The organism is Desulfotomaculum copahuensis, assembly GCF_001655685.1.
In the GTDB taxonomy this organism is placed as follows: domain Bacteria; phylum Bacillota; class Desulfotomaculia; order Desulfotomaculales; family Desulfovirgulaceae; genus Desulfotomaculum_G; species Desulfotomaculum_G copahuensis.
Genome location: NZ_LYVF01000178.1, coordinates 37,021 through 50,901 on the forward strand (window position 1 = coordinate 37,021; position 13,881 = coordinate 50,901).

Below are 13,881 nucleotides of genomic sequence, written 5' to 3' on the forward strand. Positions count from 1 at the left end.
TTGAGAAAAAAAATAATGGCATTTACGGCTACACGGGCCGAATACGGTTTACTTAAGCCTATATTGAAACGAATCATTAATTCCTCAAATTTAGAACTATCCCTTATTATTGCCGGCTCTCACCTTTCACCTGTACATGGACGGACAGTGCAAGAAATCCAAAACGATGGCCTGCCAGTTTCCTATCTGATGGAAAACCTTCTAACCTCCGATACCCCAGGGGCTCTTATAAAGTCTGTTGGTTTGGGATTGATGGATACGGCGATTTTTTTTCCAAAACAAATCCCGGATATTGTCTTGCTTTTAGGCGATCGTTTTGAGCTTTTTATCCCACTAATTGCGGCACTAATTTATAGAATACCTGTTGTTCATCTCTGTGGAGGAGAAACAACGGAAGGTGCACTTGATGAGCAGGTGCGTCATGCCATCACCAAGATGGCACATCTCCATTTCCCCAGTACTTTTGAATACGGACGGCGCATCAGAATGATGGGGGAAGAGGCATGGCGCATACACGTTGTTGGTGCGCCGGGCGTGGAGAATATCCGGCATGGTGAGATAATGCCTCCGGAAGATTTGCAAGCCAACTATAATATTGATGTCAATCATCCCACATTATTAATTACTTATCACCCTGAAACCTTAACCATGGATTGTGATCCTATGGAGCAGGTTTCAATTATTATTGATGCTTTAAAGGAATTCCCAGATCTTCAGCAGGTTATTACCTACCCGGGCATAGAGGTTGGATCCAGTAAAATTATACAAGCATGGGAATCATATGCTGCAATGTATCCGAATGTTAAGCTGCATAAAAGTTTGGGTTCCGGTGGCTATCTGGGAGTCATGAAGCATGCAGCGGCTGTAGTGGGTAATTCTTCAAGCGGCATCATCGAGGCACCTTCTCTCAATGTTCCTACAGTTAATATCGGCGAAAGACAAAAAGGCCGGGTTCGGGCGAAAAGCGTTATCGATGTCCCTTGTTATAAGGAAGACATTTTGACTGGGATACGAATAGCATTATATGATGAACAATTTCGCTGCGAGGTGAAAAATGTTCTAAACCCGTATGATCCTTATGGAGATGGCAATGTAAGCGGGCGGGTAGTTTCCGTTCTGGAATCAACTCCTATTGACAGGCGGTTGCTTGAAAAAAAACTTGATTATCCAACACCGGACGAGGTGGATTCCCTTGCTTACTGAAAAAGGTGTTTTTATTATTGCTGAAGCAGGTGTTAATCATAATGGTTGTATCGACACCGCAAAGCGTCTAGTTGATGCAGCCGTAAAATCAGGCGCGGATGCGGTAAAATTCCAAACATTTGTACCAGAACAGGTGGTCGCAAAAGGTGCAGAAAGGGCGCCTTACCAGCAGGCGAATATCCAGTACAACGCAGAATCGCAGCTTGAGATGTTACGGCGCCTGATGCTTCCAGTCGAAGAATTTGGCGAAATAATGGCTTACTGCGACCGAATGGGTATTATGTTTTTATCTACACCGTTCGATTTCTATAGTGTAGATCTTTTGGACAGGATGGACGTACCTATCTTTAAGATTGCTTCCGGTGAATTGACCAATCTGCCATTTTTAAAATATGTGGCAGCAAAGGATAGGCCGTTGATTCTGTCTACTGGCATGGCTACATTGGGTGAAGTTGAAGAAGCCTTACAGACACTGCAGGATGCAGGGGCGCAGGAGCTCACTCTCCTGCACTGTACTTCGAATTACCCGGCGCCTTTCGAGGAAGTAAATCTGAAGGCAATGTTCACCCTGCGGCAGGCTTTCGGTTTACCGGTGGGTTACTCGGATCACACACCGGGTACGGAAGTGGCCGTAGCGGCCGTAGCTCTGGGGGCTTGTGTGATTGAAAAGCACTTTACTTTAGACCGCAATATGGACGGCCCCGACCATAAGGCCTCCCTGGAACCCGGTGAACTAACGGCGATGGTTAAAGCCATCAGGAACGTGGAAAAGGCCATTGGAGACGGTTTTAAGAGGCCCGGCCCGGGTGAAAAAGAAATTATGCGGGTGGCCAGGCGCAGTCTGGTTGCTGCCGTGGATATTGCCGCAGGGGAAATAATCACCCCGGAAAAATTGGCCGTCAAAAGGCCGGGGACAGGTATTCCTTCAAAGATGTGGGACGTGGTTGTCGGCCGGTTGGCCAAGACAGATATACCGGCAGATACAGTGATTACATGGAAAATGATTTGATTTTGGTGGCTGCTTTTTATATTTTTCATGAACGACTATTCCTTTTGATCTATTAATTACGAAAATAGTGGAAAATATGGGGGCTCAATCCATGGACCGCAGCGACATAGTAAAGAATGTTCAGGTACCGCCCGAACTGCCTGTCGTCCAGGCGCTGGAAAAAATGGACCGTGCGGCCCGGCAAATATTGCTGGTAACGGATGGAGAGGAGCACCTGATTGGTACTGTTACCGATGGAGATGTGCGCCGGGCACTGCTGGAGGGTGTAAATCTGCGCGAACCGGTGAAGCGAATAATGAACCCCCGGCCGAAAGTCCTTCCAGCAGGCTCTACACCGGAAGCTGTCCGTCAGTTAATGGTTGAATGTGGTATCCGTCATGTTCCGATGGTGGATAATCTTGGGCGTGTCGTCGAATTGTTGATGTGGCAGGAAATGTTTCTGTCCAAAACGGAGGCTCATCCGGAAAAAGTGGTCATTATGGCCGGCGGGAAGGGCACCAGGTTGGACCCTTTTACCAGAATTCTGCCCAAGCCAATGATTCCTTTGCGCGATAAGCCCATCATTGAAGTCATTATGGATAAGTTTTACCGTCAGGGACTCAGTCAGTTTATCTTATGCCTGGGTTATAAAGCCGAAATTATCCGCCTTTATTTCAATGGCGATTCCCGCCCGTATAATATTGATTTTGTTCAGGAAGATGCTCCCCTTGGTACGGCCGGCGCTCTTTCCCTGCTGGCCGGTAGTCTTAATAAAACGTTTTTGCTAACCAACTGTGATATTATAGCGGAAATTGATTATGCCCGTTTACTCCAGTACCATCGTGAGCAACAAAATATCATCACCATAGTCGGAGCGCTGAAAGAATTTGTGGTTCCGTATGGTGTTTTGCGTACTGACGATAACCGCTTCCGGATTGAAGAGAAGCCTAACTTTCACTTTTTGGTGAATACAGGTGTTTATGTACTGGAACCAGACGTGCTATCCCTGGTGGCAGACGGAAAAAAGCTGGATATGCCGGATTTAATTCATGCCGCGCAGGAACAGAATTTCAAGATTGGAGTTTACCCGCATCATGGCCGCTGGTTTGATATCGGACAGTGGGACGAATATCAGCAAACGCTCAAGTTTTTCGAGACCATTGGTTTTGGAGGGTAACGATTTGTATAGAGGTCTGTCAGTCCTGGGCTTAATTCCGGCCAGAGCGGGTTCAAAGGGGATTCCCGGAAAGAACATTCGCCCACTGGCCGGAAAGCCGCTGATCGTTTATTCAATAGAAGCGGCCAGGGAAAGCGGTGCAATTGATTATCTGTTGGTTTCTACCGATGGGGAAGATATCGCCCATATTGCCCGGCAGGTTGGAGCGGAAGTGCCTTTTATGCGCCCCGCTAAACTGGCTTCTGATAATGCAAGGGGCATGGATGTGCTTTACCACGCTATGTCCTGGTTGGAAGAGCGTGGCAAAAAGTATGATTGTGTAATAACCCTGCAGCCTACCAGTCCCTTGCGTACAGCTGAGGATATTACGAAAGCGATGGATTTGCTAATTGAACATAATGCCGATGCCATCGTTTCGGTTTGTAAAGTTGACCATCACCCGTGGTGGTGCAATACCCTGCCGGAAGATGGTTGTATGAAAGATTTTCTTAAGCCTGGCATCCCAAGTAACCGTCAGGAGTTGCCTTGTTTTTATCGGATTAACGGCGCAATTTACCTGGCACGCTGGGATTATATAAGGAATCGTGATAACTGGTACGGACCTGGTACATATGCTTATGTTATGCCTAGAGATAGATCAGTGGATATTGATGATGAAGTAGATTTGCGGCTGGCAACTTTATTATTAAAACAGTAAAAGGTAACCTTTTGAAACCCAGCTGATTAATGTAATAAGTTTATCAACTTTTAAAGTAATATTAACATTGGGAGGGTTTTATTTTTACCCATGAGTAACCTCTTTACATTAAATATTTTAGATTTTTTATTCCTAAAAGATTTGGATAAAAAAGAAAAAATTTTTTCAAAAAAATTTAGATCTATAAAAAGCACATATAGTAAGTATTCTTTAGACTACCTAAAAGAAATGTCTTTGCTACTAGAGAATAATTTATCAATTAACAGGTTGAATGTTCATTATTACCCTCTCATGGTAACATTTATTGTTTCAATGCTTGCAGTTATTTTTAGTCCTATTCTGACGTTGTATATAAATATTCCATCAGTAGCAGTAAATATTCTTGTGCCTATTATCGAGGCTAAGCTTAATGGTAGTGGCACTAGTAAAACGCAGATTGGGCTAGTTGGTAAGGATGTATCCAATTTGATGACAGACTTATATAATAATTTAATTTATTACCTTGGTCATGCGTTTTATATAATAATAGGTTTGTATACTATAATTTCAATTTCTCTCTCCATAATATTTTACTTTAGAGCTAAAAGAATCGCTAATCTTCAGTTGTTGCATTCTATTATTAAGCAAATTATTGCCGAGCGAGAGGAAAATAATTACGTTACGTTTAATAATGCTGTATATGTGTCCCGCAAGATCGAAATCACGAGCTTGGAGTGAGTAACTATTTTCAATTTACATTAAAGGAAGAGCCATTCATATATTCGTTCCGGAATAAATATTTACACCGGAACCAGTCCCTTGATATTGGTAATCCGGACATAAAAAGGAGAATACTGATGGCCGTTAATAAAGCGGAACCGAATATATTCGACATCTACCAGGCCAATATAAAGGCCTTGAGCGGTCTGCATCCCGAACTGGCCCGGCGGGTGGAGGCATATCGGTTCAAGGGCGCCTACCGGGCGGTGGTGACCGACGAAAAGCAGCCGGTGATCAACCTGGAGCTGCCGGGGACAAATACATACTATTACCGTCCGGAAGACCCGCTGGGTGACGTTTACCGTCAACTGCAGAGCCAGCCGCGCAAAAACAACCTGCTTGCCGTGATGATGGGTTTCGGCCTGGGTTACCAGGTGTCGGTTTTCCTGCAGCACTTCGCCGCCGCGCAGCATACCCGCTTTCTGGCTGTGATTGAGCAGGATATGGAGCTTTTTAAGACGGCATTATATTTAAACAACCTGGCGCCCCTTTTTATGACTAAGGGAGTGGTTTTTTTCGTCGGCCTGGACGGGGAGGAGCTTTACCTGGCCCTGCGCCGCTATCTGGAAGAAAACCAGAAATTCATTTTACTGCGTACCATGAAGCCGGTCTACTACCTCACACCATTTCTTGGCTTGCAAAAAGACTACTACCTGCGGGCTGCCAACATCCTGTGGGAAGCCGGCGCACATCAGATGATGCATTATGGCGACAGCCCGCAGGATTCGCTGATCGGCGTTAAAAATATGCTGGACAACCTGGATGTGATTATTGACTCGCCGGGCATCAACCTGCTTTACGACAAGTTTAAAAATCGTCCGGCTGTGATCGTGGCCACCGGCCCTTCGTTGAACAAAAACAAGCACCTGCTCAAGGGGTTGGAAAACCGCGCTTTAATGATCAGTGTGGACGCCTCTTTGAAGGTGCTGATGGAAATGGGAGTCAGGCCCCACATGGTCACCTCGCTGGAGAGGGTGCCGGCGGTGCGGAAGCTGATTGACGGCTTCCGCACTGAAGAAGTGCGGGACGTTTATCTGGCCGCCTGTCCGGTGATCTGCCAGGAGGTGTACGCCGCCTATCCCGGACCCAAAATCATCGTTTACCGCAACTTCGACCATTTCCGCTGGATTGAAATTGAGCGGGGCATCCTGGATACCGGCCCCTCGTCTGCCAACATGGCCTTCAAAGTGGCCGAAGCCCTGGGCTGCAACCCGATCATCCTGCTCGGCCAGGATCTGGCCTTTGGCGCTGACGGCCTCAGCCACGCCGCAGGTACGCCCTACGGCACGCAGCAGGAGCCGGTTGAGAACCGCAGCGATCTTCTGGCCGTGCCGGGCAACAACGGCCAGCTGGTGCTGACAACACCCACCTGGTACCGGTTTTTGAAGTATTTCGAGCAGGATATCGCCAATTACAGCGGGGAATGTCTGAACTGTACGGAAGGAGGCGCCCGTATCGCCGGGACGAAAGTGATGCCGCTGCAGGATGCCGTTGACCGCTATATGCGGGAGCAATTTGATCCGGCCGGCATCATTTGTGCCGCCACCGCCGGTTTTCAGCAAAACGCCGCGGCGGACAGGGCACGGGTACGGGCGATTATTGCGGATACGCGCCGGGCCATGCAAAATGTGGTGGACGAGTGCAGCAAAGGGCTGGACGCGGTGGCCGAATACGCTGCGATACTGCATCAGGTTATCCAGGAAAGTAATGCTGGCGGGCCGGAGAATACAGCGGTAAAAGCTGAAGACGGCAGTGATCAGTCGGCAGCGGCCGGCGGATTGTCACCGGAACAAATGGCGGCGGCCGGTGCGGGCGCAGAAAGCCACCAGACGGGTGCAACCAAAATCTTGCTGGGAGAAATAAACGCGCCGGGGGATAAGTCCATGACTTCCGGTACGGCTGATGAAAGCTTTCAAACGGGCGCCGAAAAAGCCGCGCCGGGGCGGGGAACCGCGCCGGCCTGGCCGGAATCTGCGGAGCGGGACGCGCTGGCCCGGATTGCCGCTGAAATCCTGAAACACAAAGAAACCTGCATTACCGCCCACCCGTCGTTTCAGCTGTTTTTCACCCATATCTTCCAGTCGTTCATGATCCGCTTCGAGATGGAAATGTGCGCCGTCTCGGAAAAATACGCTTCAGAGCAAGCCGCCAAAGCGGAGATGCTTCTCCGTCAGGCCGAATGGTTCACCGCGGCCAGGGACCTGGCCATGGCCTGTGTGGAGATGCTGAGAAATATTTAAAAAAGTGCGGAACAATCTCATTTCGGCTCGCATTGACTCCGGATCGCTTAACGAATATAATAATGAAATAAATAATGTTCCCATGGAGGAATAATTTATGGAACGCATTATCGGTATAAATGAAGCGCGTCCGAAGCTGACTGCCATAATTGATTCCCTGGTCGTCGGCTCGGAACCGGTGATACTCACTGTCAACAGCGAGCCCAAAAGTGTGTTGATCAGTTATGATGAATATTGCCGGTTGCGCGATGCCGAAAAAGAATGTAAAAAATTATCGTTGAAGCTTGCCCTGCAAAAAATCAGGACAGCCGCCGGGCAGGCAAATATTTCCGGACAGGATGTTCCGGGAGAGGTGCAAGCGCTAAGAAACTCAAGAAAAGGATGCACCAATGAAAATAGTTCTGGACACTAATGTGGTCGTTTCAGGTATTCTTGTTTCCAACGGACCTCCGGCAAAAATTTTAGATCTGTGGATTGAGAACAAGTTTCGCGTGATCATTAGTCAGGCGCTGATCGAAGAATATTTTGATGTACTGCTGCGGCCCAAGTTCAGAAGGGCAGGGACAATTATTGAACGCCAGGATATTTTAATGGGATTGCTTAGTTTGGAAAACACTATTATTGTTTTTCCCGGAACAGAACTTGATGTTATTAAGAGCGATCCAGAGGATAACCGTGTACTTGAATGCGCGCTGGCGGGGGAAGTGCAATATATCGTTTCCGGTGACGAGCATCTGTTGAAACTTAAGGTGTTTCAGGGGATCATGATCATTTCACCAACAGATTTCGTCGCCAATCTGCCCCAGGGCATGTGAATGGGCGGAGTCCTTCTCGCCGTTCATAGCCTGCTTAGGATGAAAATGTGCTCCGGCCCGGGTTATATGACGGTTTTAAACGGCACAAATGTTGTTTATGACGATGTTGAGCCTGGCACGGTTTATTGGATTGCTTCCGCCGCCGGGTCCATGATGACATTTCCCATGCAAGCCCGATATGTACTCCCGGCGGGTAAAACCGGCCGGACCGTCCCGGATAAATTTCATCCGGGTTTTTTTAATGTATAAATTGGGTAACATAATCCCGGTGTTTTACCGGAAAGAAATCTGCGGAAAGGATGGTCCGGTTGAAAGCCGTTGTCTACAAAGGGCCTTACCAGGTGGCCGTGGAGGATGTGCCGGAACTGCAAATTCAAAGGCCTGATGATGTGATCGTAAAAATCACTTCCACCGCCATTTGCGGCTCCGATCTCATGTGTATGAACGGTTTTAAGCGCCATGCTGCGCTGTGCCGCCCGGGTTTTCTGCGTCGACGGCGTGCCGGAGCGAAAGTGGTCCTGCATCCCTGAGAAAGCGCCGGCATTTGTGTGGGCGGGCAAAACAAACAGGAGGGCGGAACATGTGCGGAATTACCGGCTGGATTGACTGGGAGCGTGATTTGAGCGGACAGGGGGCATTGATCGAAGCGATGACCGGCAAACTGCGCCATCGCGGTCCGGACGCGCAGGGATGCTGGCTTTCCGCCAAGGCCGCCCTGGGGCACCGCCGTCTCATCGTCATCGATCCGGAAGGCGGCGCCCAGCCGATGGTCAGCAAAGAAGGCGGCCGGACCTGCGCCCTCACCTATAACGGCGAGATATACAACTACCGCGAACTGCGCAAGGAATTGGCGGACCGCGGACACCGGTTCCGTTCCCAATCCGATACGGAAGTGCTGCTCCGTTCCTACCTGGAGTGGGGTGAGGACTGCGTTCGCCGTTTGAACGGCATTTTCGCTTTAGGCATTTGGGATGAGCAAAAGCAGCAGTTGTTTTTAGCCCGGGATCATTTGGGCGTAAAACCGTTGTTTTATGCCCGGCGCGGTAGCGCCGTACTGTTCGGGTCGGAGATAAAAGCGCTGCTGGCTCACCCGCTGGTTGAACCGGAACTGGATGCGGACGGCCTGGCCGAAGTTTTTAATTTTTTCCCGCTGCATACGCCCGGGAGCGCTGTCTTCAAAGATATTAAGGAAGTCCGTCCCGGTCACTGCCACATTTTTGCCCGCGGCGGCGAGCGCGTTATACAGTACTGGTCGCTGCACAGTGCGCCGCATAACGATGATTTGGCAACGACCACGGAGCATATCCGCGCCCTGTTGGAAGATACCGTTGGGCGGCAGTTGATTGCCGATGTGCCTGTGGTCACCCTGCTGTCGGGCGGCCTTGATTCCAGCGGGCTTACGGCCATGGCGGCCGGCGATTTTCAGCAAGCGGGAAAACAGCTGCATACTTACTCGGTCGATTTCAAGGAAAGCAGCCGCTATTTTATGGCGAGCGCCATTCACAAAAGCCTGGACGCGCCCTGGATCAATCGTGTGGCGGACTATCTTGGCACAAAACACCATACCATAACCCTGGATACACCCGAACTGCTGGACAACCTGCTGATTCCCATGTATGCCCATGATCATCCGGCCTACGGCCAGATCGAAACCTCAATGTTCCTGCTGTTCAAGGCGATGAAACAGGAGGCCACCGTCGCCTTGTCCGGCGAGTCGGCCGATGAGATTTTCGGCGGCTATCAATGGTTTGCCGGTGAGGATCTGCTTGACGCCGCCACCTTTCCCTGGATTGTGGAATTCGGCAAAACGGAGGTGGCCCATGAAGCCTTTTCCCTGCTGTCGCCCGAACTGCTGGAAATAATTCAACCCCGGCAGTACCTGGCCGCAAAGTACCGGGAAGCAGTCGCCGAAGTGCCCCGGCTAAAGGGCGAGGATGCTGTGGAGGCGAAGCGGCGCGAGGGTTTTTACTTGAACCTGACACGCTTTTTGCCCATACTGCTGGATCGCAAGGATCGGATGAGCATGGCCGTCGGCTTCGAGGTCAGGGTGCCGTTTTGTGATTACCGGCTGGTGGAATATGTCTGGAATGTGCCGTGGGAATTAAAAGTGGCCGGCAATATTGAAAAGGGCATCTTGCGCCGCTCCTTCGCCGGCCTGCTGCCGGACGACGTGCTCTACCGGCATAAAAGCGGTTATCCCACTTCACAGCACCCGTCATACATCAAAGGGGTGCGCGACGCATTGTTACCGATCTTAGACGACCCGCAGGCGCCGGTCAGGCCGTTTCTCAACATTCCTTTCATCAAAAGCCTGCTGACTGATGAGGCGCCGTCGCTGACGCACGTCTTCAACGTAAACCCGCTGGAACGCATCATTCAGATAAACTCCTGGCTTAATGACTACCATGTGCATATAGGAAACGCCGGGCGCTTAACTCATTAGCTTATCCGCCTTGGGGCGACCATGTGGCGGCCAATTGTCCGGCATTTCCGGCACAATGTTATTCCAGTGAAAACAAGGTTGAGGTTTAAGAAAACTCCCGTAAGATATACTCCTGAAACATGGGTTCAACGAACCTATAGGACCCGCGCCCGGTTTTTTCGATTATTATTTTGGAAACGAGGAAATCTATAACTCTTTTGGTTTCATTGGGGTTCAGTTTTTTATCGTAAACATTTTCTCCAGCGGCTATTCGTTTTAAAATATGACGAACTTGAAAACGCTGGCTTAATTCGTCTAAAACCTCATCAAAAACTTGAACCAGAGTTTGTAAAGCCCGATCATACCCCAAGCGAAACAGGCCATGAGTGACAACATTTTTTTCCGCCTCAAGAAGCGCATAATAGGTTTCAGAACAAACCAACATGGTATCATGAGGATGACCACCAGTATTTTTTAGGATTTCCTTGATAATTTCCGTGCTAACTTTAATTTTTCGTTCAGCAAACTTTTTTGTAATATAACCCATCCATGATTTTTCTGAAATGGGGGGGATGGGGAGAATTGTAGCGAAACGGTAAAACGCCTCTTGCCGGTTGCTGAACAAAATATTCATCATGCCTTCCTTTGAACCAAGGAATAAATAAGAAACTTCCTGATGATTCTGAAAATAAGAACGCATTTTCTTGTAAATATTTACGTCAGTAATACGGAGAGCGTCTTGAAACTCATCAAGCAAAACCACCATCGGTTTTCTATCGTGTTTTGCAAGAACCTCCGGAAGATCCAGGGCATAATCGAGAAGTGTATCGTCATTCGTTTCGTCAAGGAATTTTAGGCTAAACTCAAGGTCCTCAAGTTTAACAGTCAGCCTGGCCATACCAGCAATTGTTTTGGCCCGGTCTTTCATCGCATCGAATGTTTTACGAATCCCTGTCCTGTTTTCCAGGCAAGAGTTAATCATGGAAATGGCAAATTCCCGTTTGTTTGAAAGCCGGAAGAGATCAATCGAAGCAGTATAAAATCCCTGTTTTTTCATGCGTCTTAATACTTCGTAAGCAAGTGAGGTTTTGCCTGTTCTGCGGGGACCGGCTAGCATGATGCTATGGCCTTCAGACAATCTGATTTGCAGAGAGGACAAAAATTCCTCCCTGTCCACAACATCTTGTTCCGATACGGGACCGCCAAGGGGAAACAGCTTACCTGGCATAGCATAGACCTCCAGTAACAATATTACTCCGGTAGTAATATTATATTACATGGAAGGTAATATGTCAATGATTAACCGGCCTGCTTGCTGGTCAGATGTCTTTCTATTTACTACTCTTTATGTTTAAATTATATCCCTGCTCACCAGGTTTTGGCAACCACTACCGGACACTTGAGCCGGCTGCAATTACTGTCTGACGAACATCCGGGCCGTTCCGGGTTTGGCGGCCATGGCCCGTCTTTCTGAGCCTGGCAAAAAAGGAGATGCAACGAAAATCACTAAGCATATCGCAGATTAATGGGCAATAAACGTAAGCAACGATGGCTGCTCATTGCCGGTATCTTTTCTTTTTTCCTTTCCGGCCCGTTTTTGTCACGGTAAACCTGCAGAAGGAACCGGAATATCTTTTTGATTTTTTTATTGAACACTTACAGGAAATGAATGAGGCCTGGAAAAAGGGGCGGCCCTGGGTAATACCCGAAGCGTTTTTTAAATCAGACCGCTATGAGCGGGATAGTATTTTTTAAGATTTTTCGTCTTTTGGATTTTTTGCCCGGAAGGTATTTGCCGGTTCATGTACAGCTGACGGAAAGATCAGCTCTTCTTTTTTTTTGCCGGATGCACTGGGCACCTTTTTTTCTTCGATCAGTAGATCCATTTCCCAGTGCTCCAAAACGGAAAGCCGGGCCTCTTCAGGCAGGACCAGACACCGCGCGACAAGCGACGAAAGCAGTTGTTCATCCTTTACGACCGGCAAGAACTCCGGATCATCATCTATGACAGTGTTGACGACCAGGCTTTGGCAACGGTTCAGCGCTCTTTCAATCCGGACTGACATGGTTTACCACACGGCGGCGGAAACGATGCCGGCAAAAATCTTGTTCCCGGCGCCTCTTGTATGGCCGGTCCGCCCGGCATATAATGGATTTGTTGTCGAAATCATGTTAAAGGGGTGCCGGACTTTGGACTATAAGAATGATTCCGCCCTGCCCGCCATCGAGGGCGGAAGGCCGGTGCGGGATAAGATGCTGCCCTACGCCCGCCAGCTGATCGAACAGGACGATATTGATGCGGTGACGGAGGTACTGCGCAGTGACTGGCTGACCACCGGCCCCACGGTGGCCGAATTTGAGCGCCGGTTTGCCGCCCGGGTGGGGGCGCGCTACGCGGTGGCCGTATCCAGCGGCACGGCGGCGCTGCACGCGGCCTGCTTCGCGGCCGGGCTGGGGCGGGGGGACGAGGTGATCACCAGCCCGCTCACCTTTGTGGCCAGCGCCAACTGCGCCCTGTTCCTGGGGGCGAAGCCGGTTTTCGCCGATATCGATCCAGATACATACAATATCGACCCGGCGGAAATAGAAAAAAAGATCACCGCGCAGACGAAGGCGATCATCCCCGTGCACTTCACCGGCCAGCCCTGCGACCTGGACGCCATCCACGACATTGCCCGCCGGTGCAAGCTGTCGGTGATCGAGGACGCCGCCCACGCCCTGGGCGCTGAATACAAGGGCCGGCCGGTGGGCGGTCTGAGCGACATGACCGTGTTCAGCTTCCACCCGGTGAAGCACATCACCACCGGCGAGGGCGGCATGGTGACCACCAATGACGAAGAGCTCTACCAGTGGCTGCTGCTTTTCCGCAATCACGGCATCACCCGTGACCCGGAAATGATGACGGAAAATCACGGGCCGTGGTATTACGAGGCGCTGGATCTGGGCTTCAATTACCGGCTGACGGACATCCAGGCCGCCCTGGGCCTGAGCCAGCTGCGCAAACTGGACCGCTTCCTGGCCCGCCGCCGGGCGATCGCCGCCATTTATAACGAAGCCTTCGCCCAAATACCCGCGGTGCGTATCCCCTGGCAGGCGCCCTACGGCCGGACGGCCTGGCATCTTTATGTGCTCTCCCTGAACCTGGAGCAGCTCAAAAAGGACCGGGCGGAAATTTTTGCGGCGCTGCGGGCGGAGAACATCGGAGTCAACGTGCATTACATTCCCGTCTACCGGCATCCCTATTACCGCTGGTTGGGCGACCCGGACAGCTGCAGCCTGCAGGGGTTTTACTGCTACCAGGCGGAGGAATTGTACCGGCGCCTGATCACCCTGCCCCTTTTCCCGGCCATGACGGATCGGGATGCGGCGGATGTAGTGGCCGCGGTGCGCAAGGTGCTGGCCCGGGCGGCGGCTTAGCAAGGCGCCGCCCGGTTGCATTTTTTTGTAAAGTAATGCAGGAAATTAAACCAATATGTAGAAAGGGGTAAAGCATATCTGGGAAGAAGGTTGTTTATCATGAGCATAAAGCACCAAAGTAATTGCTGCTATGGAACCCATGTTCGGGGGGGGGGGGGGGGGG

Annotated in this window: 13 protein-coding genes; 11 read left to right on the forward strand and 2 right to left on the reverse strand. The window is 50.1% G+C overall.

The features are described 5' to 3' along the window. From neuC to asnB, 10 genes are all read left to right on the forward strand, one after another. Positions 1 to 1,203, forward strand: coding sequence for a UDP-N-acetylglucosamine 2-epimerase (neuC, locus tag A6M21_RS13870; protein WP_078060724.1), 1,203 nt, complete (start codon positions 1 to 3; stop codon positions 1,201 to 1,203). Further along, positions 1,193 to 2,212, forward strand: a complete 1,020-nt coding sequence (gene neuB / locus A6M21_RS13875) for an N-acetylneuraminate synthase (protein WP_151191952.1) — start codon at positions 1,193 to 1,195, stop codon at positions 2,210 to 2,212. The genes neuC and neuB overlap by 11 nt, the downstream gene beginning before the upstream one ends. A gap of 91 nt (positions 2,213 to 2,303) precedes the next feature. After that, positions 2,304 to 3,368, forward strand: coding sequence for a nucleotidyltransferase family protein (locus A6M21_RS13880; RefSeq protein WP_066669826.1), 1,065 nt, complete (start codon positions 2,304 to 2,306; stop codon positions 3,366 to 3,368). Between the two features lie 4 nt (positions 3,369 to 3,372). Next, a complete protein-coding gene (locus A6M21_RS13885; RefSeq protein ID WP_066669830.1) occupies positions 3,373 to 4,065 on the forward strand; it encodes an acylneuraminate cytidylyltransferase family protein in 693 nt (230 codons plus the stop codon). A gap of 90 nt (positions 4,066 to 4,155) precedes the next feature. Continuing rightward, positions 4,156 to 4,782 (forward strand): hypothetical protein, encoded by a 627-nt coding sequence (locus tag A6M21_RS13890; RefSeq protein ID WP_066669834.1) that lies wholly within the window; start codon positions 4,156 to 4,158, stop codon positions 4,780 to 4,782. Positions 4,783 to 4,901: 119 nt separating this feature from the next. After that, positions 4,902 to 7,064, forward strand: a complete 2,163-nt coding sequence (locus A6M21_RS13895) for a motility associated factor glycosyltransferase family protein (RefSeq protein ID WP_066669835.1) — start codon at positions 4,902 to 4,904, stop codon at positions 7,062 to 7,064. 97 nt (positions 7,065 to 7,161) lie between these two features. Further along, entirely contained in the window at positions 7,162 to 7,476 is a 315-nt protein-coding gene (locus tag A6M21_RS13900) for a type II toxin-antitoxin system Phd/YefM family antitoxin (RefSeq protein WP_066669837.1), read from the forward strand. Beyond that, positions 7,454 to 7,879 (forward strand): putative toxin-antitoxin system toxin component, PIN family, encoded by a 426-nt coding sequence (locus tag A6M21_RS13905; RefSeq protein WP_066669838.1) that lies wholly within the window; start codon positions 7,454 to 7,456, stop codon positions 7,877 to 7,879. Before A6M21_RS13900 ends, A6M21_RS13905 begins: the two co-directional genes overlap by 23 nt. A 308-nt stretch (positions 7,880 to 8,187) precedes the next feature. Next, a complete protein-coding gene (locus A6M21_RS13915; protein ID WP_066669840.1) occupies positions 8,188 to 8,409 on the forward strand; it encodes an alcohol dehydrogenase catalytic domain-containing protein in 222 nt (73 codons plus the stop codon). A gap of 50 nt (positions 8,410 to 8,459) precedes the next feature. Continuing rightward, positions 8,460 to 10,322 (forward strand): asparagine synthase (glutamine-hydrolyzing), encoded by a 1,863-nt coding sequence (gene asnB, locus A6M21_RS13920; protein WP_066669841.1) that lies wholly within the window; start codon positions 8,460 to 8,462, stop codon positions 10,320 to 10,322. Positions 10,323 to 10,407: 85 nt separating this feature from the next. Here asnB and A6M21_RS13925 read toward each other — a convergent pair whose 3' ends face one another. Both A6M21_RS13925 and A6M21_RS13935 read right to left on the reverse strand, forming a co-directional pair. After that, positions 10,408 to 11,529, reverse strand: coding sequence for an AAA family ATPase (locus A6M21_RS13925; protein ID WP_066669843.1), 1,122 nt, complete (start codon positions 11,527 to 11,529; stop codon positions 10,408 to 10,410). Positions 11,530 to 12,052: 523 nt separating this feature from the next. After that, positions 12,053 to 12,367, reverse strand: coding sequence for a hypothetical protein (locus tag A6M21_RS13935; RefSeq protein ID WP_066669848.1), 315 nt, complete (start codon positions 12,365 to 12,367; stop codon positions 12,053 to 12,055). Between the two features lie 187 nt (positions 12,368 to 12,554). On the opposite strand from A6M21_RS13935, the gene pseC reads away from it, so the two are divergent. Beyond that, complete coding sequence (gene pseC / locus A6M21_RS13940; RefSeq protein WP_078060728.1) at positions 12,555 to 13,718, forward strand: UDP-4-amino-4,6-dideoxy-N-acetyl-beta-L-altrosamine transaminase; 1,164 nt, start codon at positions 12,555 to 12,557, stop codon at positions 13,716 to 13,718. Positions 13,719 to 13,881 lie beyond the last annotated feature (163 nt).